The sequence below is a fragment of the Verticiella alkaliphila genome, assembly GCF_018904615.1.
In the GTDB taxonomy this organism is placed as follows: Bacteria; Pseudomonadota; Gammaproteobacteria; order Burkholderiales; family Burkholderiaceae_B; genus Verticiella; species Verticiella alkaliphila.
This window is the reverse complement of record NZ_JADCNH010000002.1, coordinates 157,071-178,607: the sequence shown is the minus strand read 5'-3', so window position 1 is coordinate 178,607 and position 21,537 is coordinate 157,071. Positions and strand designations below refer to the sequence as shown.

Annotated in this window: 20 protein-coding genes and 1 tRNA gene; 10 read left to right on the top strand and 11 right to left on the bottom strand. The window is 66.1% G+C overall.

The features are described 5' to 3' along the window. Window positions 1-72 precede the first annotated feature (72 nt). Window positions 73-1,359, top strand: coding sequence for a hypothetical protein (locus IMZ29_RS02415; RefSeq protein WP_216179963.1), 1,287 nt, complete (start codon window positions 73-75; stop codon window positions 1,357-1,359). A gap of 153 nt (window positions 1,360-1,512) precedes the next feature. Here the strand turns inward: IMZ29_RS02415 and IMZ29_RS02410 are convergent. Beyond that, window positions 1,513-1,589: transfer RNA gene (locus tag IMZ29_RS02410), tRNA-Pro, on the bottom strand. A gap of 168 nt (window positions 1,590-1,757) precedes the next feature. Between IMZ29_RS02410 and IMZ29_RS02405 the strand changes: the two genes are divergently transcribed. The 8 genes from IMZ29_RS02405 (at window position 1,758) to IMZ29_RS02370 (ending at window position 8,555) form a co-directional block, all read left to right on the top strand. Further along, window positions 1,758-3,629, top strand: coding sequence for a potassium transporter Kup (locus tag IMZ29_RS02405; protein ID WP_216179960.1), 1,872 nt, complete (start codon window positions 1,758-1,760; stop codon window positions 3,627-3,629). 85 nt (window positions 3,630-3,714) lie between these two features. Next, window positions 3,715-3,969, top strand: coding sequence for a ParD-like family protein (locus IMZ29_RS02400; protein ID WP_216179957.1), 255 nt, complete (start codon window positions 3,715-3,717; stop codon window positions 3,967-3,969). Between the two features lie 86 nt (window positions 3,970-4,055). Further along, window positions 4,056-4,967: a metal ABC transporter substrate-binding protein gene (locus IMZ29_RS02395; RefSeq protein ID WP_216179954.1), complete on the top strand. Its 912-nt coding sequence runs from the start codon at window positions 4,056-4,058 to the stop codon at window positions 4,965-4,967. Beyond that, window positions 4,964-5,944, top strand: coding sequence for a manganese/iron ABC transporter ATP-binding protein (locus IMZ29_RS02390; RefSeq protein WP_371820076.1), 981 nt, complete (start codon window positions 4,964-4,966; stop codon window positions 5,942-5,944). The genes IMZ29_RS02395 and IMZ29_RS02390 overlap by 4 nt, the downstream gene beginning before the upstream one ends. Then, the gene (locus IMZ29_RS02385; protein ID WP_305852501.1) at window positions 5,941-6,801 is read left to right on the top strand and encodes a metal ABC transporter permease; all 861 of its coding nucleotides are present in this window, start codon (window positions 5,941-5,943) and stop codon (window positions 6,799-6,801) included. Before IMZ29_RS02390 ends, IMZ29_RS02385 begins: the two co-directional genes overlap by 4 nt. Further along, window positions 6,798-7,643, top strand: a complete 846-nt coding sequence (locus IMZ29_RS02380; RefSeq protein ID WP_216179951.1) for a metal ABC transporter permease — start codon at window positions 6,798-6,800, stop codon at window positions 7,641-7,643. Before IMZ29_RS02385 ends, IMZ29_RS02380 begins: the two co-directional genes overlap by 4 nt. Before the next feature lie 116 nt (window positions 7,644-7,759). Continuing rightward, window positions 7,760-8,140 (top strand): hypothetical protein, encoded by a 381-nt coding sequence (locus IMZ29_RS02375; RefSeq protein WP_216179948.1) that lies wholly within the window; start codon window positions 7,760-7,762, stop codon window positions 8,138-8,140. Window positions 8,141-8,189: 49 nt separating this feature from the next. Then, the gene (locus tag IMZ29_RS02370) at window positions 8,190-8,555 is read left to right on the top strand and encodes a TfoX/Sxy family protein (protein WP_216179945.1); all 366 of its coding nucleotides are present in this window, start codon (window positions 8,190-8,192) and stop codon (window positions 8,553-8,555) included. A gap of 59 nt (window positions 8,556-8,614) precedes the next feature. Here the strand turns inward: IMZ29_RS02370 and IMZ29_RS02365 are convergent, their stop codons facing one another. From IMZ29_RS02365 to IMZ29_RS02345, 5 genes are all read right to left on the bottom strand, one after another. Beyond that, window positions 8,615-9,316: an ABC transporter ATP-binding protein gene (locus IMZ29_RS02365; RefSeq protein WP_216180225.1), complete on the bottom strand. Its 702-nt coding sequence runs from the start codon at window positions 9,314-9,316 to the stop codon at window positions 8,615-8,617. A 71-nt stretch (window positions 9,317-9,387) separates the two neighbouring features. Next, on the bottom strand, window positions 9,388-10,206 hold the full coding sequence (locus IMZ29_RS02360) for an ABC transporter ATP-binding protein (protein ID WP_216179942.1): 819 nt from the start codon (window positions 10,204-10,206) through the stop codon (window positions 9,388-9,390). Continuing rightward, entirely contained in the window at window positions 10,203-11,108 is a 906-nt protein-coding gene (locus tag IMZ29_RS02355; protein WP_371820073.1) for a branched-chain amino acid ABC transporter permease, read from the bottom strand. The genes IMZ29_RS02360 and IMZ29_RS02355 overlap by 4 nt, the downstream gene beginning before the upstream one ends. An 82-nt stretch (window positions 11,109-11,190) precedes the next feature. Beyond that, entirely contained in the window at window positions 11,191-12,111 is a 921-nt protein-coding gene (locus IMZ29_RS02350; RefSeq protein ID WP_216179940.1) for a branched-chain amino acid ABC transporter permease, read from the bottom strand. Window positions 12,112-12,154: 43 nt separating this feature from the next. Further along, a complete protein-coding gene (locus IMZ29_RS02345; protein ID WP_216179938.1) occupies window positions 12,155-13,321 on the bottom strand; it encodes an ABC transporter substrate-binding protein in 1,167 nt (388 codons plus the stop codon). 210 nt (window positions 13,322-13,531) lie between these two features. Here IMZ29_RS02345 and andR point away from each other — a divergent pair, with 210 nt between their 5' ends. Then, entirely contained in the window at window positions 13,532-14,515 is a 984-nt protein-coding gene (gene andR / locus IMZ29_RS02340; protein ID WP_216179936.1) for an anthranilate 1,2-dioxygenase regulatory protein AndR, read from the top strand. An 18-nt stretch (window positions 14,516-14,533) separates the two neighbouring features. On the opposite strand, the gene ppk1 is transcribed toward andR, so the two are convergent. The 5 genes from ppk1 to IMZ29_RS22540 form a co-directional block, all read right to left on the bottom strand. After that, on the bottom strand, window positions 14,534-16,615 hold the full coding sequence (ppk1, locus tag IMZ29_RS02335) for a polyphosphate kinase 1 (protein ID WP_216179934.1): 2,082 nt from the start codon (window positions 16,613-16,615) through the stop codon (window positions 14,534-14,536). 115 nt (window positions 16,616-16,730) lie between these two features. Further along, a complete protein-coding gene (locus IMZ29_RS02330; protein WP_216179932.1) occupies window positions 16,731-17,081 on the bottom strand; it encodes a protein tyrosine phosphatase family protein in 351 nt (116 codons plus the stop codon). 70 nt (window positions 17,082-17,151) lie between these two features. Continuing rightward, window positions 17,152-19,419: a CHASE2 domain-containing protein gene (locus IMZ29_RS02325; protein WP_216179930.1), complete on the bottom strand. Its 2,268-nt coding sequence runs from the start codon at window positions 19,417-19,419 to the stop codon at window positions 17,152-17,154. Beyond that, window positions 19,416-21,038: a FecR family protein gene (locus IMZ29_RS02320; RefSeq protein WP_216179928.1), complete on the bottom strand. Its 1,623-nt coding sequence runs from the start codon at window positions 21,036-21,038 to the stop codon at window positions 19,416-19,418. The genes IMZ29_RS02325 and IMZ29_RS02320 overlap by 4 nt, the downstream gene beginning before the upstream one ends. After that, complete coding sequence (locus IMZ29_RS22540; RefSeq protein ID WP_371820072.1) at window positions 21,029-21,535, bottom strand: response regulator transcription factor; 507 nt, start codon at window positions 21,533-21,535, stop codon at window positions 21,029-21,031. Before IMZ29_RS22540 ends, IMZ29_RS02320 begins: the two co-directional genes overlap by 10 nt. Window positions 21,536-21,537: the final 2 nt, after the last annotated feature.

The window sequence follows — 21,537 nt, the reverse complement described above, 5'->3', positions numbered from 1 at the left end:
CAGGAGGGAAGTCGGTCACCACAGGATCAGCATGTGCCCTCAAATCATTCACATTTTAACTGAGGCACACTCGTGACCTTTGATTGGGCAGACTACAACAACGTTCCTCCTGCCATTCCGCTTCTTCTTAGTGAAGTAGTAGACAAAGCGGACGACCCAAGCGAAGCCTTAAGGATTCTCCGGCTTGTTTACAAGGAAATAGCTGAACAGAGCCGCTCCTTTCTTTCCCAAAACAACGAGATCGAACAAGCAGCACCGCAGAAGCTCGCGGTGTATGCGGATGGTGCACTCAATTTACTAGACGGTACAGTGGGCTGCTTCGATCTTGCATGCCGTTTGAAAGCTGCCAAAAACTTCGGCCGTAGCTTTGGTCTAGTAGCTGACGAAGTCTGGGTCACGGATTACGTAACCGAAAAGTTCCTGATTGATGGACCACCATCAGAAGCTACACTTCTACGAATAGTTAGTGACGCCCTCATTCTCAAGGAACTCGCTCCTCTCATCAGTCATGGCATTATTAGATTCAGGTCCCCCTGGCGATCGGTTTGCAGCTCTTGTCAGGAGGAGTTCGTGGCAACTATCGACGAAATGACGGCCCATGCTGAACGCGTCTTCGCCAGCAACTTTTCGCTTGAGAATCTCAAGGGGGGAGAATACGCACTGCACACTGGAAACTCATATTATCCCCCAATGGTTTTACGCGTTTTGCCTTCACGCTGGCTAGGAGCGGCTCGCATAGAAACCCCTGAAGAGACGCGTAGGAGAACAATCCAGAAGGCGATTCGCTCCGCCTTGTGGTCCATCGACGAAGCTAATAGAGGAGCGGGAATAGTTTTCTCAAACTCCAGCATTGCGATGGCGTCACTCGCTATGCAAGAGAATCAATTAACTAACCGCGAGGATGTGAAGCTATTTGATGCCAACAGGGCTATGGAAATCCCTTGGGTCAGCGATCTCTCGATTTCGCAGCTCGTTGAGTTGAGAGCAGAGGTTCAGAGCGCACTCCCTGCATTTCGCCAAGCGTTTAGTAGTCACTACTCATCTGACCGCAAAGACCAAAGCGAAAAATCGCAGTTCATGGAGGAGATGAAATCACAAGCGATCGAAGTACGTAACGAGCTGGAGAACGTTCGCAAGTTTTCCTCACGATATTGGCGTTCATCTTACTCGATACTCGGACTGGGCATTTCGGCGTATGGCCTCGGCTCTGGAAACAACGAACTTGCAATGACCGGTCTTTTGCCAATTCTTCAGCTTATTAGCGACCACAAGCACCATGCGAATCAAGACATAGATAAGCTTAAGCGACGCCCTGGGTATGTCTTAGTGAAGGCACAAGATATCTTGCTACACGCCTAAATCTTTGCCGAGTTATCGCGCACCAGGTTCTCTAAAAAAGTCGGCTTAGGCGTACCGACTTCCGAAGACCCAGGTGCTGCGCAGGGGGCGGCAACCTCAAGAATGCCAACAAAAAGGCCAGCCGCAAAACGGCTGGCCTTTCTCATATATCCCTGGTCGGGGCGGTGGGATTCGAACTCACGACCCTCTGCTCCCAAAGCAGATGCGCTACCAGGCTGCGCTACGCCCCGATTTCCCTGGCTGCTGGCATTGCACCGGCATCAGGAAGACGGCGATTGTAGCGCATTCGCCGCTGGCGCTGTACCACCGGCGCCACACACCCTCCCCGGCGGGCTCGGCGGTTCCTATAATCGATGCTCCGTCGCGCCGCGGGCTGGCGCACACCCAAGGAACATCTCGTGTCCTCCCCCAAGCGCGCCCTGTATGCACTGGTCGTGGGCGCCATCGGTATCGTGTATGGCGACATCGGCACCAGCGTGCTGTATGCCTTCAAGGAAATCTTTGCCATCGGGCATGTGGCGGTCACGCCAGACAATGTCTTCGGGCTGCTCTCTCTTCTCTTCTGGACGCTCACCATCATCGTCTCTGTGAAGTACGTGGTGCTGATCCTGCGCGCGGACAACCGCGGCGAGGGCGGCATGGTGGCGATGCTGGCGCTGGCCTCGCGGGCGGTGCAGGACAAGCCGCGATTGCGGCAGGGCCTGCTGGCCATCGGGATCTTTGGCACGGCGCTCTTCTATGGCGACGGGGTGATCACCCCCGCCATCTCGGTGCTCTCGGCGGTGGAAGGGCTGGAGCTCATCACGCCGCACTCGCGGCACTGGGTGTTGCCGATCACGGTGGTGGTGATCACGGCGCTCTTTGCGATCCAGAAGCATGGCACGGCGGGCATCGGCAAGTTCTTCGGGCCGATCATGGTGCTGTGGTTCGCCACGATTGGCGCGTTGGGACTGGTGGAGATCCTGCACTCGCCGCAGATCCTGCATTCGCTGGATCCGCGCTATGCGCTCAATTTCGTCCTCGCGCGCCCCCTGCTTTCCTTCATCGTGCTGAGCGCGCTGATCCTGTGCGTGACGGGCGCGGAAGCGCTCTATGCGGACATGGGGCACTTCGGGCGCCGGCCGATCCGGGTGGCGTGGTTCTCGCTGGTGATGCCGGCGTTGACGCTCAACTACTTCGGCCAGGGCGCGCTGTTGTTGCGTAACCCGCAAGCGGCGGAGAACCCGTTCTACTTGCTGGCCCCTTCCTGGCTGCTGGCCCCCATGGTGATCCTGGCCACGCTCGCCACGATCATCGCCTCGCAGGCCTTGATCTCGGGCGCCTTCAGCATCACCAAGCAGGTGATCCAGCTGGGCTATCTGCCGCGTCTGCGGGTGGTGCATACCAGTGCGGATCAGGTTGGGCAGGTGTACATGCCGGCGGTGAATTGGTCGCTCTACGTGGCGATCCTGCTGGCGGTGGGCACGTTCAAAACGTCGGGGGCACTGGCGGCGGCGTACGGTATTGCCGTCTGCGGGCTGATGTTCATCACCACGGTGCTCACCTACTTCGTGGTGCGCTACCACTGGAAGCTGCCCTTCGTGCTGTGCGTGGCGGTGACGGGGGTGTTCCTGCTGGTGGACCTGGCGTTTCTCTCGTCGGCCACGTTGAAGATCATCCATGGGGGCTGGTTCCCGATCCTCATCGCCCTGCTGCTCTTCATGGCGATGCAAACCTGGCGGCGCGGGCAGGAAGTGCTGCGGCACACGCAGGCCGGGTTGGCGGTGGACTTGGAGCCGCTGATCGCGAGCATCTTCGTGCATCCGCCTGCGCGGGTGCCGGGCACGGCGGTGTTCTTAGCGTCCAATCCGGCCAAGGCACCGGCGGCGTTCCTGCACAACCTCAAGCACAACAAGGTGCTGCACGAGCAGAATGTGTTCGTGACGGTGCACTATCACGAGGTGCCCTGGGTGCCGGAGGAAAAGCGCGCCCACATGCGATCGTTGGGCAACGATTGCTGGCAGATCTCGCTGCACTACGGCTTCAAGGATGATCCGGACGTGCCGCGCGACTTGGCGGCGATCGAGACGCGGGATTTCGGTCTGGATCCGATGGAGACGAGTTACTTCCTGGGGCGTGACCAGATCGTGGCCACGCGCACGCCGGGCGGCATGGCGCCTTGGCGACGGCAGCTCTTCGCGCAGATGCATCGCAATGCCAGCGCGATGTCGGATTTCCTGAAGCTGCCGGGCAATGCGGTGGTGGAGCTGGGCGCGAAGATCGACGTCTAGCGCGCGCCACCCATCGGGCTTGTCCGCCCCCTGCGCGTTGGTCATAATAAACACCCTGTTTATAGACCATATACCGGAGCGCACCATGGGCCTGGTCAAGATTTCGGAATCCATGCATGCCGACCTGCGCCTTGCGGGTCAGGCCTTCAGCCGTTCGATCAACGCGCAAGCCGAGCACTGGCTGCGCGTGGGCATGCTGGCCGAGTTGCATCCCCACCTGGGCTACCCGGCGCTCTGCCGGCTGATGCTGCAGGCCGAGGCCAGTGGCAGATCGCTGCTGGCGGACGGCACGCTCGCCACACCTGCCGACGCGCTGGGCCCGCAAGAGGCTGCGGCGTGACCTCCCTGTCCTGTCGTACCGCGCGTCTGGGCTGAACGCTGCCGGGCGCGCGGCCCCTGTCACTGTCGCATCGCACAGGAGATTCCGTGTTCCCGTTCCGTTCCCCCCGCCGGCGGCAGTTGCTCGTCCAGGCGTTGGCCGCCCTGACGCTGGTCGTCGGCACCCCTGCCCTCGCCGCTGAGAAGCTCAAAGTCATCACCACCTTCACCGTCATCGCCGACATGGCGCGCAATGTCGCGGGCGATGCCGCGGTGGTTGAATCCATTACCCGCCCGGGCGCCGAGATCCACGAATACCAGCCCACGCCTCGCGACCTGGTGCGCGCGCAGGATGCGCAGTTGGTGCTGTGGAACGGGCTGAATCTGGAGCGGTGGTTCGAGCGCTTCTTCCAGCGCTTGAAGGATGTGCCGGCAGCCGTGGTATCCGCGGGCGTGGAGCCCATGGGTATCGGCACGGGCCCTTACGCTGGCAAGCCGAATCCGCATGCCTGGATGTCGCCGCAGGCGGCGCTCATCTACGTGGACAACATCCGCGACGCGATGGCCAAGCAGGATCCGGCCAACGCGGATACCTACAAGGCCAATGCCGAGGCCTACAAGCAGCAGATCACGGCCACGCTCGAGCCGCTGCGCGCACAGCTGCAGGCCGTGCCGGAAGCGCGTCGCTGGCTGGTGACGAGCGAAGGCGCCTTCAGCTACCTGGCGCGCGATCTCGGCCTGCAGGAAGCCTATCTCTGGCCCATCAATGCCGATCAACAAGGCACACCGCAACAGGTGCGGCGCGTGATCGACCTGATCCGTGAGCATCAGATTCCGGCCGTGTTCAGCGAGAGCACCGTGTCGGCCAGCCCGGCGCAGCAAGTGGCGCGGGAATCCGGCGCGCGTTATGGCGGCGTGCTCTACGTGGATTCGTTGAGCGAGCCGGGCGGGCCGGTGCCCACCTACCTGGATCTGCTGCGCGTCACGGTGGACACCATTGCCAAAGGACTGGCACCGTGAGCACGCCTGCGACGCCCGCTGCGCCGAAACCCACCGCGCCTGCGACTGCGCGTGAGACGACAGGTGCGGCAACGCCAATAGCGACGCCGTTGCCCGGCTCAGCGTCTCAAGGCGCAGCACCAGAAGGCCTCTACGTCGAAGCCGTCACTGTCGTCTATCGCAACGGCCACACGGCCCTGCGCGACGCGAGTTTTGCCGTGCCCCAAGGCAGCATCGCTGCCCTGGTGGGCATCAATGGTAGCGGCAAGTCCACGCTCTTCAAGGCCATCATGGGCTTCGTGAAGCTCGCCGAGGGGCGCATCCGCATCCTGGGCCAGCCCGTGCAGCATGCCTTGCGCGACAACCTCGTGGCCTATGTGCCGCAAAGCGAGGAGGTGGACTGGAACTTCCCGGTGCTGGTGGAAGACGTGGTCATGATGGGCCGCTACGGCCGCATGGGCATGCTGCGCATCGCGCGCGCGGCGGACCGCGAGGCCGTGAGCGCGGCGCTGGAGCGCGTGGGCATGCAGGATTTGCGCAAGCGTCAGATCGGCGAGCTCTCCGGCGGGCAGAAGAAGCGCGTTTTCCTGGCGCGCGCGCTGGCGCAGGAAAGCCGCGTGATCCTGCTGGACGAGCCTTTCACCGGTGTGGACGTCAAGACCGAGGACGCGATCATTGGGTTGCTCAACACGATGCGCGACGAGGGTCGGCTGATGCTGGTGGCCACGCACAATCTGGGCAGCGTGCCGGAATTCTGCGATCACGCCGTGCTGCTCAACCGGACCGTGCTGGCGAGCGGCGAGACCACGACGGTGTTCACGCGGGCCAATCTCGAAGCGGCCTTTGGTGGCGTGCTGCGGCACTTCCACGTAGAGGGCGACGACCATCGGCGCGGCCAGGGCGTGGGCATCTTCAGCGATGACGAGCGCCCGCTGGTGTTCTTTGGAGACACGGCCACGCCCCGCGGGCCGGCGAGCGAGCAGGAGCCCCCGCGATGATGGCGCTGCTTGCCGAGCCGCTCGGCTACGACTACATGCGCAACGCCATCTGGGTCTCGGGCCTGGTGGGCGGGGTGTGTGCGTTTCTCTCGGCCTACCTGATGTTGAAGGGCTGGTCGCTGATCGGCGATGCGCTCTCGCACGCCATCGTGCCGGGCGTCGCGGGCGCCTACATGCTGGGGCTGTCGTTCTCGGCCGGGGCCTTTCTGGCGGGCGGCCTGGCCGCAGGGTCCATGCTGTTCCTGAATCACCGCACCAAGCTCAAGGAAGACGTCATCATCGGCATGGTGTTCTCGGCCTTCTTCGGGCTGGGGCTCTTCATGGTGTCGCTCTCGCCCACCTCGGTGAACATCAACACCATCGTGCTGGGCAACATCCTCGCCATCACGCCGGCCGACACACTGCAACTCGTCATCATCGCGGGTGTGTCGCTGCTGGTGCTGCTCGTGAAGTGGAAGGACTTGATGGTCGCCTTCTTCGACGAGAACCACGCGCGATCGGTGGGCATCAATCCGGTGTGGATGCGCGGGCTCTTCTTCGTGCTGCTGTCGGCCTGCACCGTGGCCGCCATGCAGACGGTGGGGGCGTTCCTGGTGATTGCCATGGTGGTGACGCCCGGCGCCACGGCCTATCTGCTGACGGACCGCTTCGGGCGCCTGCTGATCCTGAGCGTGGCAATCGGCACGGGCACGAGTCTGGTCGGCGCCTACGCGAGCTACTTCCTGGATGGCGCCACGGGCGGCGTGATCGTGCTCCTGCAAACGATCTGCTTTCTGGTGGCCTTCATCTTTGCGCCGCGCCATGGCCTGCTGGCCGCGCGCCGGCGCACGCGCGCGGCGCGGAGGGCCGAATCATGAGCCTGGACCTGCTGTTGCAGCCGCTGGCCTTCGACTTCATGCAGCAGGCCTTGCTGATCAGCGTGCTGGTGGCGGTGCCCACTGCCCTGCTCTCCTGCTTCCTGGTGCTGCGCGGCTGGGCCTTGATGGGCGACGCCATCTCGCATGCCGTGCTGCCCGGCATCGTGCTGGCCTACCTGGCGGGCATTCCGCTGGCCGTGGGGGCCTTTGCCGCCGGGATGACGTGCGCCATTGGCACGGGCTATCTCCAGGCGAACAGCCGGCTCAAGCAGGATACGGTGATGGGCGCGGTGTTCTCCGGCATGTTTGCACTGGGGCTCGTGATGTACACGCGCATCCAGAGCGACGTGCACCTGAACCACATTCTCTTTGGCGACATGCTGGGGGTGTCGGCCAGCGACATTCTCGAGACGGGCATCATCGCTGTCGTGGTGACCGCGCTGGTGGTAGCCAAAAGGCGCGATCTGATGCTGCACACCTTCGATCCCGTGCACGCGCGCACGGTGGGCCTGCGCACGGGGTGGCTGCATTACGGCCTGCTCGCCCTGCTCTCGCTCACCATCGTGGGTGCGTTGAAGGCGGTGGGATTAGTCCTTGCCATCGCCATGCTGATCGCGCCCGGCGCAATCGCCTTTCTCGTCACCCGCACGTTCGGGGCGATGCTGGCGGTGGCGGTGGTGGTGGCAGTGCTCGGGTCGCTGGTGAGTGTGTATGCGAGCTTCTTCCTCGACAGTGCGCCTGCGCCGACGATCGTGGTGCTGCTGTCGGGCGTGTTCGCCCTGGCGTTGCTGGCCAATCGGCGGCGCCAGGGTCGGCGGGAGCGTGTACTGACCAGCCAGTAGGCCGACGCACTCGATTACGCAGAGCAACATACGGCGACACCCTCGTTGTATCTCGTCATCCGTTGCCATAGATCGCAGTGCTAGGATCGGCGCACTTTCCCTAACCAAGGACATTCATGCCGACATTCGCCTCCTCGTCGCTGCGCAAGTTTGCTGGCGTCGCCTGCCTCGCCCTCGGTACCTTTGCCGCTTCGGTCAGCGCTCAGGTGCCTGCCCAGCCGGGTCAACCGGGCCAGCCGGATCCCGCCATGCTGGCGCAGATGGGTGGCATGGGCCACGCCGTCGCCAAGGTGTGCGGTGGCTACACCGAGCAGCAGCTGGACGAGATGAAGACCCAGCAGCGCACCGCCTCCGGTCAGATGGGCCTGAGCGAAGCGGACTTCGACAAGCAGTTCGACGCGGGCTACGAGAAGGCGTCGGCGGACATCAAGGCTGCCGGCAAGGCCAAGCAGGATGAGATGTGCGCGCAAATGAAGGCGATGAGCGGCGTTCGCTGATCGACCTTTGGCGGCGGCACCCCGCCGCCATTCGCGGTATTGTCACCGCATGCCCGCCGAACACGACCCCGCCCTGCTCGATGCCATCCGCCATGCGCTGGAGGATGCCGGCGAGCTCGATGAAAAGGTCATGTTCGGCTGTCACGTCTTCATGCTGGACGGCAAGCTGTGCGCGGGCGTGAGGGGCGACGAGCTCCTGGTGCGCCTGCCCCCTGACCTGCACGATGACGTGGCCGAGCGCCCCGGCGTGCGCCCCCTCGCCGCGCAAGGTGGCATGCAGGGCTACTTCTTCGTCGATCCCTCGGGCTACGCCACGGCTGCGCAATGGCAGTTCTGGATCGGCACGGCCAAGGCGTTCAATCCGCAGGCCCGACGCTCACCATCGAAGCGGCGAACTGCAGCCAAGCGCGGCTGACATACGGATCGAGCAGACGCGGGAGCGGATCGTTGAGCGTCCCCGTGAACCAGACCACCTCACACGCCCAGATAGCGTTGCCAGAGCCCGCGATCCGCGTCGAGCTCCGCCGACGTGCCGCTCCACGCGATGCGCCCGCGCTCCAGGATCACGTGCCGATCCGCCAGACGCACGAGTCGCTCGACATACTTGTCCACCACCAGCGTCGTCTGCCCTTCGGCACGCAGGCGAGCCAGGCAATCCCAGATCTCCTCGCGAATGACAGGCGCCAGGCCTTCCGTCGCTTCATCCAGGATCAGGAGGCGCGGATTGGTCGACAAGGCCCGCGCAATCGCAAGCATCTGTTGCTCGCCACCCGAGAGCTGGTTGCCCATGTTGCCCGCGCGCTCCTTTAATCGCGGGAAGAGTTCGTAGAGGCGCGCCAGCGTCCAGCCGTCTTTCAGGCCATTGCGGTGGTCGGCAAACGCGACAAGATGTTCCTGCACGGACAGGTTCGGAAAGCACTGACGCCCCTCGGGTACGATGGCCATCCCCAGGCGGGCGATGACATCCGGGCGTGCCGCATGCACGGGTTTGCCGGCGAACTGGATCTCGCCGCCCTTGGCGCGAAGCCCGCCCACCAGCGTCTTGATGGTGGTGCTCTTGCCCATGCCGTTGCGCCCGAGCAGGGTGAGCATCTCGCCTGCGTGTATGTCGAAATCCAGGCCGAAGAGCACCTGGCTCGCGCCGTACCCTGCTTCCAGACGACGGCAGCTGAGCAAGGGCGCAGGGGCTCGCGCGTTTCCGCGAGGCACGGCCGCCTCTGGCGTCTCCTCGAAGATGGTGGGAATCGTCATGTGGCCTCCGTGCCCAGATAGACGGCTTGCACCTCCGGATGCCCCTGGATGTGCGCGGCATTGCCGCAGGTCAGCACGCGACCGTAGACCAGCACGGAGATGCGGTCCGCCAGCTGGAAGACGGCGTCCATGTCGTGCTCGATCAGCAGGATGGCTGTGTCGGCGCGCAGGCGATCGATGAGCTCGACCATGCGCAGCGAATCCTCTGGCCCCATGCCGGCCATGGGCTCGTCCAGCAACAAGAGCTTGGGCCGCGCGGCCAATGCCAGGGCCACGTCGAGCTTGCGTTGCGCACCATGCGGCAAGGTGCCGGCGATACGGTCCAGCGCATCGGTAAGGCCAACCTTCTCGGCCAATGCCAGTGCCGTCTCGCGCAGCGCGGGCTCCTCACTGCGCACGCCCAGGCAACCAAAGCTGGAGCCCGCGTGGGCCTGCGCGGCCAGCAGCAAGTTATCCCGGACGGTGTCACCGCGAAAGATGCTGGTGACCTGGAAGCACCGCGACAAGCCGTAGCGCACGCGCTGATGCGGCGCCAGGCGGGTGAGATCCACGCCATCCAGCACGAGCTGCCCGTCATCCGCGGGGAGCAGGCCGGAGATCAGATTCACGAGCGTGGATTTGCCGGCGCCGTTCGGGCCGATCAAGGCATGGACTTCGCCGGGCAGCACCGTGATGTCGACGTGATCGGTGGCGAGCAGCCCGCCGAATCGCTTGACGAGCCCTTGCGCGGCGAAGAGCGGCGCGTGGGTGAGCGGATCGGCCAGAAAGCGCAGCGGTGCGTTGGCCCCGCTGGATAAGGACGCTGATGGGCTCATGCGGCCCCCCGGCGGTCAGCCAGCGCGGCCAGGCCGCGCGGCGCAAAGAAGACGACCAGCAGCAACACCACGCCCATGGGCCAGTGCCAGTAGGCGGTGTGCAGCTTGAGCACTTCGGCGAGCGTCATCCATACCGCCACGCCCAAGGGCGCGCCCCAGCGCCGGCCCAGACCCCCCAGCACCACCATGACGAGCAGCGTGGCGGATTCGGTCCAGTGCATGAGCGATGGGCTCACGAAAGCGTTGTTGACGGCGAGCATGGCGCCGGCAAGCCCGGCCACCGCAGCCGCACCCACGAAGGCCGCCAGCTTGATCGCGAACACGGGGTAGCCCATGGCCGCCATGCGCGTCTCGTTGTCGCGAATGCCTTGCAGCGCCTTGCCGAAACGCGAGCCTGCCAGGCGACCCACCAGCAAGAAGGCCGTGGCCGCCAGCGCCAGCACGATCCAGTACAGCATGTGCGGATGCCTGCCGTCGAACCAGCCCAGCGACAAGGGCGAATAGATGCCGTAGCCGTCATCGCCACCGTAGGTGGAGAGCGACACCGCCACGTAATAGAGCATCTGCGCGAAGGCGAGCGTGATCATGATGAAGTACACGCCCCGCGTGCGCAGGCTGATGGCGCCGATGACGAGGGCAAAGCCTGCGGCAGCCAGCATGGCGAGCGGCCAGGCGAGCCATACCTGATCGAAGCCCGCATCCACCAGCGCGACCACCGTGTAGGCACCGACGCCAATGAAGCCCGCGTGGCCCAGCGCCACCATGCCGCCATAGCCCAGGATGACGTTCAGGCTGGCCGCAGCGATGGTGACGATGAGCACCCGGCGCACGAACTCGATGTAGTAATCCAGACCGAAGACCGGCGCCACGAGCGGGATGGCGGCGAGCGCGGCAAGCACCACCCACGGCGCGAGCCGCAGCGGCGGCGCGCGCGCGGGTGCGAGACGGCCTCAGAGGGCAAAGGAACGGACGACATGGCGACCTTCAACTACGCGCGGGAAAGAGGCCGGCGGGCTTGAGCGACAGCACCGTGGCCATGAGGAGATACATCGCGATGCCGGCGATCGCGGGGCCAAGATCCGCCGCGAGCGTGGGCGGCAGTACCGCGCGCAGCAAGGGCGGCAGAAAGGCGCGACCCGCGGTGTCGATCATGCCCACCAGCAGGCTGGCCACGAACGCGCCGCGGATCGAGCCGATGCCGCCGATCACGATCACCACCAGCGCCGGGATGAGGATGGATTCACCCATGCCGATCTGCACGGCGCTGATCGGGCCCATGAGCGCGCCAGCGAGTGCCGCAAGCGCGGCCCCCAGTGCGAAGACGAACGAGAACACCCGCGCCACCCGCACGCCCATGAACTCGGCCATGCTGCGGTTGGACGCCCCCGCCCGCACGAGCATGCCGAGCCGCGTGCGGTTCACGAGCAGGTACAGCCCGATCGCCACCACCAGGCCCGTGCCGATCATGAGCAGGCGATATGAGGGATACGGCAGGCCATCCAGCACCTGGACCGGCCCCGTCAGGGCAGCCGGCGTGGGCGCCATGATAGGCGATGGCCCCCAGATGGCGTGCACCAGATCGTCGGCGATGAGGATGATGCCGAAGGTGGCCAGCACCTGCGCCAGGTGATCGCGCTGATAGAGCCGGCGCACGATCACCATCTCCAGCAGGAACGCGATCAGCACCGTGACGGCGATGGCGATCAGCACGCCGCCCACGAAGGAGCCGCTGCCCGCGTGCACCTTGGCGGCCACGTAGGCGCCTGCCATGTAGAGCGAGCCGTGGGCAAGGTTCATGGTGTCCATGATGCCGAAGACGAGCGTGAGCCCGGCCGCCAGCATGAAGAGCATGAAGCCATAGCCGATGCCGTTGAGCAGTTGCTCGATGACGAAGATCGTGTTCATGGGGGCAAAGGACGATAGCGATAGCGCATGATCCTGAATGTTCCTACATCTTGCATTCGCCGACGTAGGCGTCCTGGTGCTCCTTGAGCACCGTTCCCACCAGCGTGTTCGTCATGCGGCCCTGTGCGTCCTTGGCCACTACGCGCTCGTAGTAGTTCTGGACGGGGAAGTGATTCGCGCCATAGCGAAAGGCGCCGCGCACCGAGCCGTAGTCTGCCTTTTGCAGCGCGGCCACCACGGCCTCGCGGTTGGCCACATCGCCCTTCACCTCGCGCACCGCGGCATCCATGGCCATGACGACGTCATAGGCCATCGCGGCATACACCGAGGGATAGCGTCCGTCGTACTTGGCGCGGAAGGCCGCAACGAAATCGCGGTTGGCAGGGTTATCCAGATCGTGCGCCCAGTGGCCGGTGTTCTTCACGCCCAGCATGGCGTCGCCCACAGCGTGGATCACGTCCTCATCGGCCGTGAAACCTGGCGCCACCAGCGGGATGTCGGCCAAGCCGGCCGCCACGTATTGCTTGACGAAGTTGATGCCCATCGCGCCCGGCAGGAAGGCGAAGACGGCCTGCGGCTTGCTCGAGCGGATAAGCGCCAGTTCGGCGGCATAGTCGATCTGGCCCACCTTGGTGTAGATCTCGTCCTGGACCTGGCCCGTGTAGGTGCGCTTGAAGCCGCCGATGTGGTCGCGGCCCGCCGGGTAGTTGGGCGCCACGAGCATCATGCGCTGGTAGCCCGCGACGTTGGCGACGACGCCCGCGGCTTCGTCGTACGTGTCGTTCTGGTATTGCCCGAAGAAGAAGGCGTTGCACTGCTTGCCGGCGAGCTGGCTGGGGCCCGGATTGCTCGACAGGAACGGCACCTTGGCGGCGAAGAGGCGCGGCGCCACGGCCAGTGCGGCATTCGAGGCGATCGGGCCGGTGAAGAAATCGATCTTGTCGCTCTGGATGTAGCGGCTCACGAGCTGGTTGGCCTGCTCGGGGTTGCCTGCGAAATCCGTCTGCAGGAATTCGGCGGGCACGCCGCCCAGCTTGCCACCGAGCTTCTCGATGGCCAGGTTGAAACCGTCGCGCGCCTCGGCGCCACTGGCCGCGAAGGGCCCGGAGATGTCGAGGGCGATACCGACCTTCACGGTAGCGGCAGCCAGCGCGGCCGTACTGGCAAGGACGAGACCGGCGCAAAGGGCGGCGTGTTTCAGCGAGAACATGAGGACTCCTGGGGAGAATGCGCAGACGAAGCAGGCGCGGCACGCTGCATTCTGGGAGCCAGATGCGGGGGCCCGCTATCCGCTGCGCGCAAGCGATCACGCGCGTCATCCGTTTCTGGCAGCTTCCCGCCACCGCGGGCATGCCGCGCGGCCGCCCAGAGAATGGCATGGACCTTGCAATAAATCGTTTCCTGTCTTGCGAGACGCGCCATGCTTCACGCCCTGCCCGCCCCCGCCGAGCTTCTGGCCCTGCGCCAGCACCGCTACTTCGAATCCACGGATGTGGATGACACGCGCATCCGCATCTCCACGGTGCTGCAGCCGCACCGCCTTGAGCCCACGCGCGCCGCACGGCGGGCGAGCGCCCACATGGACGTCATCAAGCTGGGCGGGGTGACCATCGGCGCACTCGACTTTGGCGACGAGATGGATGTCACCGTCGATCAGATGGCCGAGTACTACCTCTTCGTGCTGTGCCTGCGCGGTCATGGGGACTTGCGCACCATGGGCGAGCACGCATGCATCGGCGCGCACCACGGCGCGATCTGCATTCCGGGCGGGCCGTTCTCGGGCCGCTTCTCCGAGAGCTGCGAGCAGTTCTTCATGCGGGTGGACCGCGCCACGATGACGCGCCACACGGGCATGGATCTGGTGCAGTTCGACCCGCGCATCGATCTGCGCCGGCCCGAGCTGCAGCCGTGGTTCGCCCAGCTGCGGCTGCTCGCGAGCGAGCCGGAGATGGCGCGCCTGGCGCAGCGCAATCCGGCCGTGGCCGCGGAACTCGAGCGCATGTTGATCGCGCTGGTGCTGGCCGGACAGGCGCACCAGCCGGCGCCCGCCAAAGCGGGCGATGGCATCGCACCGCGCGCGGTGCGGCGCGCCGAGGCCTACATCGAAGCGCACGCCCATGAGGCCATCTGCCTGGACGATATTGCCCAGGCGGCCGGTGTGCCGGTGCGTACGCTGCTCGATGGCTTCAAGCGCTTTCGCGACTGCACGCCGATGCAGTCCGTGCGAGAGCACCGCCTGCAACGCGTGCGCGAGGTGCTGGTGCACGCCACGCCCCGCACGCGGGTGGCGCAGGCGGCGCTGGACTGTGGCTTCGTGCACCTCGGGCGCTTCGCGCAGCTCTACCAGCAGCGCTATGGCGAGACGCCGTCGCAGACGCTGGCCGAGCGGCGCCGGGCGGCCTGACGAGACAACAGGGAGCGCTCAGGCCGAGCCCAGCGTGTGCATGAGGTGCTGGTGCAGATTGACCGGCTCGCCGCGGCGCTTTCGGGCGCGGTGGTAGTTGCCGTCCGCGTCCTGGATCCAGGCGAGCGCGGTGTCGCGCAGGGCGAAGGTGAAGGATTCCGCGATCACGCGCTTCTTGAGCTTCGGGTCGAGCACCGGCGTGGCGATCTCCACGCGGCGGAAGAAGTTGCGGTCCATCCAGTCGGCCGAGGACAGATACACGCGCTCGTCGCCACCGTTCAGGAAGTAGTACACCCGCGAGTGCTCGAGAAAGCGCCCGACGATGGAGCGCACCGTGATGCGCTCGGACAGGCCCGGCACGCCGGGGCGCAGCGTGCACACGCCGCGCACGATGAGATCGATGCGCACGCCCGCCTGGCTGGCTTCGTACAAGGCCTGGATGATGGTGGGCTCGAGCAGCGAATTCATCTTGGCCATGATGCGCGCACGCTTGCCGGCCTTGGCGTTGCGGATCTCGGTGCGGATGGCCGCGATCATGGTGTCATGCATCGTGAAGGGCGACTGCAGGAGGGCCTTCAGTTGCCGCCGCTCACCCAGGCCGGTGAGTTGCGAGAACACCATGTCCATGTCTTCGCAGATGGTGCGATTGGCCGTGAGCAGGCCAAAATCCGTGTAGAGGCGCGCGGTGCGCGGATGGTAATTGCCGGTGCCCAGATGGCCATAGCGCGTGAGGCCCTGGGCCTCGCGGCGCAGCACGAGCGACATCTTGGCGTGCGTCTTGTGGCCGACCACGCCGTAGACCACGTGCGCGCCCACTTCCTCCAGCCGCGCGGCCCAGTGGATGTTGGTCTGCTCATCGAAGCGCGCCATCAGCTCCACGACCACCGTGACTTCCTTGCCGGAGCGCGCCGCTGCCAGCAGCAGCTTCATCAGCTCGGAATCCTCGCCCGTGCGGTAGATGGTCTGCTTGATGGCGACCACGTTCGGATCCACGGCAGCGGCAGTGAGGAAATCGATGACGGGCTGGAAGGACTGGTACGGGTGGTGCAGCAGTTGATCCTGCCTGGCGATGGTGGCAAAGAGCTCGGCCGGGCGATCCGCCACGGTGGCGAGTGCGGCCGGCATCACCGGGCGGTATTCCGGGAACAGCAGATCCGGGCGCTTGGTGTCGTTGGCGATCTGCATGAGCCGCGACAGGTTCACCGGGCCGCTCACGCGATAGCTGTCGATGGGCTGCAGGCCGAATTCGCGCTGCAGGAAGGCCTCGAGCTCCGGTGGCGTATTGGCGTCCATCTCCAGGCGCACGGCATCGCCGAAGTGGCGTTGCGTGAGTTCGCCCTGCAGCGCGTGTCGCAGGTTGGTGATTTCTTCCTCGTCGACGAAGAGATCGCTATTGCGCGTCACGCGCCACTGATAGCAGCCGTTGACCTGCATGCCCGGGAAGAGCTCGCCCAGGAACGCATGCATGAGCGAGGTCAGCAGCATGTAGCCGTGCGGATAGCCGGACACCTCCGACGGCACCCGGATCACCCGGGGCAGCGCACGCGGGGCCTGCACGATGGCGATGGCCGCGTTGCGCCCGAAGGCGTCGCGTCCGCTCAGGGACACGATGTAGTTCAGGCTCTTGTTGTAGACCCGCGGGAACGGGTGGGCCGGATCAAGTGCGATCGGCGTGAGCAGCGGCATCACGTCCGTCAGGAAGCGCTCGCGCGCCCAGGCGTGGTGGGCTTCCGTCCAATCCGGCACGCGGTGCAGGGCAACGCCCGCCTCGCGCAGGCGCGGCAGGATCTCGCCATCGAGCAGCGCGTATTGGCGCGCCACGATGTCTTGCGCCAGCGCGGCCACGGACTGCAGCGCCTGCGCGGGCGTCATGCCGTCCTCACCGACACTGTCGGCGCCCTGGTGCAACTGCTCCTTCAGGGAGGACACCCGGATCTCGTAGAACTCGTCGAGATTGGCGCTCACGATGCACAGAAAGCGCAGACGCTCCAGCAGGGGCGTCGATGGGTTGGCCGCCAGGGCCAGCACCCGCTCGTTGAACTTCAGGAGGGCCAGTTCCCGATTCAGGAAGTGACAGTCAACGGGTTTTCGGGTGGGCATCGACAACGGATCCGGCGGCAAGCAAATCGAGAGGTTTTACGGCATCCACATGACGGCAGTATGACAACCTTGTCGCGCCGGTGTTCCCGGCGCGACAGCACCTCAGCGCACGCGATTACTGCGCGCTGGCCAGGCGAAAGAGATTGCCGCAGCGCGTGCCCGTGCGGCAGAAGGCCAGCACCGGCCCGGGCAGGGTTTCGACGAGCTCGGAGAAGGTCTCGACATCCTGTTGCTGGATGGCCGCGCCGTTGACGGGCTGATGGCGATACTCCAAGCCCAGGGCGCGCGCGGCCTTCTCGATGTCGGCGCTGGCGGGTTGGCTCGGGCCGCCCTCGCCATCCGGGCGATTGTTGATCACGCTGCGAAAGCCAGCGGCGGCCACGGCAGCCATGTCTTCGGGCGCGAGCTGCGGGGCGACGGCGAAATTCGGATTGAAGTGGGTGAAGGGGGCTTGCGATTCGGCCATGGCGATCTCCTGTCTGGCATTCGTCGCTGATGCTAACCCATTCGTCTGGGCGCGGCGCACGTCGCGTCGTTCAGGACAGCGCCGGCAGGACCAGGGTGAAGGTGCTGCCGTGCCCTGGCACGCTGTGCACCACGGCGCGCCCCCCGTGCCGACCCACCGCCGCTTGGACGTAGGCCAGGCCCAGGCCAACGCCTTGCGCGTCGTTGCCGCTCACCCGGGTGAAGGGATCGAAGAGGGTCGATTGATCGGCGGCAGCGATGCCCGGGCCGTCGTCCTGGACGTGGATGCACCAGACATCGCCTTCACGCTCGAGCCGGACGTCGACACGCCCACCGGGCGGGCCATACTTGATGGCGTTGGTGATGAGGTTCACCACCGCACGCCGCAGGAGGTCTGCGTCGCCGCGCCCGGGCGCCTGCGCGGGCGGGGAGAATCGGACGTCGACACCTCGGGCCTGGGCGCTGCCCCAGCAGGCATCGACTGCGTCGAGCACCACGTCGCCGTAATCGAGTTCGTCCTGTCGCATCGGCGCGCTCTCGGCGCGCGCGAGCTGCACGAAATCCTCGGCGAGCGCCTGCGCCTGGGCTGCAAGCCGCCCGATGCGGGCCTCGCGCGAGGCGCCCAGGGCACCGCCCGTGCCGGACATGGCGACGATGGCCTGGATCGCCGAGAGCGGCGCACGCAAGTCGTGCGACAGAAAACGCAGGGCCTCGTCACGGGTACGCTCGGCCTGTCGCAGCCGCGCCACGTCGATGAGACTGACAATGCCGATCGTGGCGAAGTCCGGCAGCCCCTGGCATTCGCTGTACTTGAGGAGGAACTCGCGTCCCGCCGCATCCCGGCACTCCAGATCGTGGCCGGATGCCAGGACCAGGCCGCCGCCGCCGCGCACGCGCATCGAAGCCAGCAGCAATGCCAGAGGAGCGCCACGCAGTCGATCCGCCGCATGCCGACCGAAGTACGCCGCCGCTGCCTGGTTGCCGAGCACGACGCGCCCGTGACGATCGGCCACCAAGGTGATGTCCGGCAGGCCCTCGACCGCCGCCCCGATGAAGGCGTTCAAGGCGCGCAGATGGCTGGTGGCGCGCGCCATCGCGCCGATTCGCTGATCCACCAGATCGCCGCCCTGCACGGGCTCGTCCTGCGGATACGGCAGAATGGCCTCCTCCCGCTGCAATCGGCGCAGCTCGGCTGCCATGTAGGTGCTGGCGGCCTCCAGCCGGCGCCAGCTCCACACCGGATAACACACCAGGCCGACGACCAGCGCGGCACCCGGCGGCACCCAGACGCCAGCGCCGCCCAACAGCAGCAGGCTGCTGACAATCACCGCGAAGACGTAGACGACCGTCGTCGCAAGCGCGCCCGCCGGCGTGTTGCGCAGCAGCACGCCGAGCAGCAGGAACACCGCGAGACAGATGGCGAGCAGCGTCTGCGCCGGCGTCGCGCTGCGCCAGTGCGGCCCATGCGCCACGTTGTCGACCACCGCCGCGAGGATGGCCACGCCAGGCGCATAATGCCGCTCGCCCGTGAGCGGGGTCGGATATGTGTCTCCCAGGCCTGCGGCCGTGATGCCGATCAGCACCAGCCGATCCTCGAAGTCCTCCGGTGTCACATCCCCGCGCAGCACGGCAGCGGCCGATAACGCGCGGTGCGGTGACTGGCGTTGGGGAAAGGCAATGCGCAGCGCGTGATCCTGCTGCCAGATGCCTGATCTGGACGCGAGTCCGGAGGGCGCGCGCTCACCAGGCAGGTGCGGCAAGGAATCACCCGCCACCTGCAGCATCGCTACACCCAGGTGATTCCATGTCGTGCTCGCGTCGTCCGCGCGCAGGAACACCTCCCGGATCACCCCATCCTCGTCCGGCCAGATCGACACGTGCCCCAAGGCGGCCGCGTTGGCCGCGAGCAGGTCGATAGGCCGCATGGAGCGCACGCCGCCCTCCGGCCGCGCGGCCGTGAACATGGGCAGGGCCACCCGTCCGCTGCGAGCGAGCGCTCCCGCCAGTTCAGCATCGGCCTGGGCATCGGCCGAAGGCTCGGGAAACAAGACATCGAGACCAATGACGGCAGGGCCATACGCGCTCACGCGTTCGATCAGATCCGCCAAGACCCGACGGTCCCAGGGCCAGCGCCCATGCTCGCGCAAGCTAGGCTCGTCGATCTCAACGATCGTCACGCGCGGGCTCGCCGCGGGCGCGAGCAGCACCGCCATGGCGTCATACACCGCGTTGTCGAGTCGGCCAAGGCCGTTGTGCCAACCTAGCAGGGCCGCCAACGCGAGTGCGAAGAACGCGAGCAGACCTCGCTCGCGTCGACTGGCCCGCGCCAGGGTCTTCATGGCGGAGGCGAATCCAGATGCGCGCCGTCCGACGTCGTGATCAGCCCACCGGCGTGACGCACGACTCGCGGCACGAAAAAGCCCTGGGGCGTGGTGAAGCTGCGCACGAAGCCGTCAGCGTCAGTGGCCTGCACCCGCAGATAGAGCTGGCCATCGGGCAGCGCCACGCCAGACAGACTCGGCGCTTCGACATCGAACTCGGCCAGCGGCGTGACAAAGCGCGGGTCGTCGGCGATCTGCACGGTGAATCGCTGGCCAGGCTCCCCATCCCAGTGCAGGCTGACGCCGTCGTCATCCGAGACGACGCTGACCTCGGTAGCGACAGGTCTGCGCACCACGACCGTGCGCGGTTCCGAGAACCGGCCCGGTCGCGATCCGTCCGCCGGCACCGCGCGAATGCGCCAGCGATACGTGCCCGGCGTCTCGAGCGGCAGCACCGTCTGGGGGGTGTCCACGCGTACCTGATGCAGGACAGCGGCGTCCGGCGTTCCTGACAAAACTTCCACGTCGTAGGCCGCGACCGAGTCGGCCTGTGTCCAGGCGAAACGCACGGACCCGGCCAGCGCCTCGGCCTGTGGCAAGGGCGCCAGGGTGGCGGGCGGCTCCGGGCGGGCGTGCAGCTCGAAGGCATGGATGGCGGCGGCACCCTCGCTGCCGTTCTCGTCGATGGCGCGCACGGCGATCACGTAATGGTCGTCGACCCAGCCGGACAGGCGCACCCGCGGGCCGGCAAAGACGTCATTGTCGAACACCTGGTCCAGGCTGGCGTCGCGTGCGAGATAGGCCCGGTAAGCCACCGCGCCGGGCACCGGTGCGAACGCGACGTCGATCAGGGGGCGTGTCTGCAGCACGGGCGCCGTCGTGAGATCAGGTGCCGGCAGCAGCGCCACGGCAGTCAGCGGCGCCAGCGAACTCGCGCCTCGGCCCGCAGGAACAGCCAGCGGGGACGCCCCTGGCACCTGCGTCTGGACCCGCCCCTGGCTGACGTCGGTGCTCACCCGCTCGGCCATCGCGCTCACCCCGAACCGCGTGCCGCGCACACCCGTGGACATGAGAGGCGTATCCACCTGGAAGCGATGCCGGCGCGGCCCGGGCCTGGGCACCACCGTGGATTCGATCCGACCATGCGAGAGCTCCAGCCGCGTGTCGGCGCGCTGACGCCGCACGGTATAGCCGACCCGCTGCAGGACCAGTTCGGTACCGCCTGTCACCCGCACCAGGCTGTCGTCAGCCAGGCGCAGCGTGACGAAGCCGTTGCGCGCGGTCCGCACCGCGTCCCCGTCGATCAGTCGGTCGTCGCGAGTGAGCGCGCGCGGCTCGGCGCCGGGCATCTGCACCTCGACCGAGCCCGACAGGTGTTCGATGCGCACAGCGCCCGGCCGCGCCCGCAACAGATCCGCCGGCACGAGCAGCACGCTGCCCGGCACGAGCCGCAGCGGGTGCGGTGCGCCGTTGGCAGCGCCCAGCGCCTCCCATTGCGCCGGATCGTCCAGGTACCGTTCGGCGAGATCATGCAGCGTGTCGCCTGGCTGCACCACGTGGCGCACGGGCTCTGCCGCACTGGCCACACCCAGCCAGCCGGCCAGCGCCGCCGCCGCCCATAGCCACATCACGCGCATGTCGGCTCCGTGCTTACGCGCTCAAAGCGATAGCCGATGCCGTAGACCGGCGCAAGGCGATAACCGTGATGGGGACGCAGATCGAGCTTTCGCCGCAGTTGAGACACGTGCGTGGTGAGCGTTCGCGTGTCGATCTCGCTCACGCCCCAGAGCTCGGCGAGCAGATGGTCGTGCGAGAGCAGGCGGCCGGCATTGCGGAACAGATAGAGCGCGAGGTCGTATTCCTTGGGCTTGAGTGCGATGCGCTCACCATTCAGGAAGACCTCGCGCTGGTGCAGGGCAAAGCGATAGGCGCCGAAGTGATCTTCCGTGGCATCGGCGCCGGGATAGGCGCGCCGCATGAGCGCTCGAAACCGCGCACTCAGTTCGGCGCGTCCCACGGGCTTGACCATGTAGTCGTCCGCGCCGGCCTCCAGGCCGTCGACGATGTCCTGTTCGGCATCGCGACTGGTACGAAAAGGATCGGCGTCTGGCTCGACGCATGGCGGCGTACCCACTG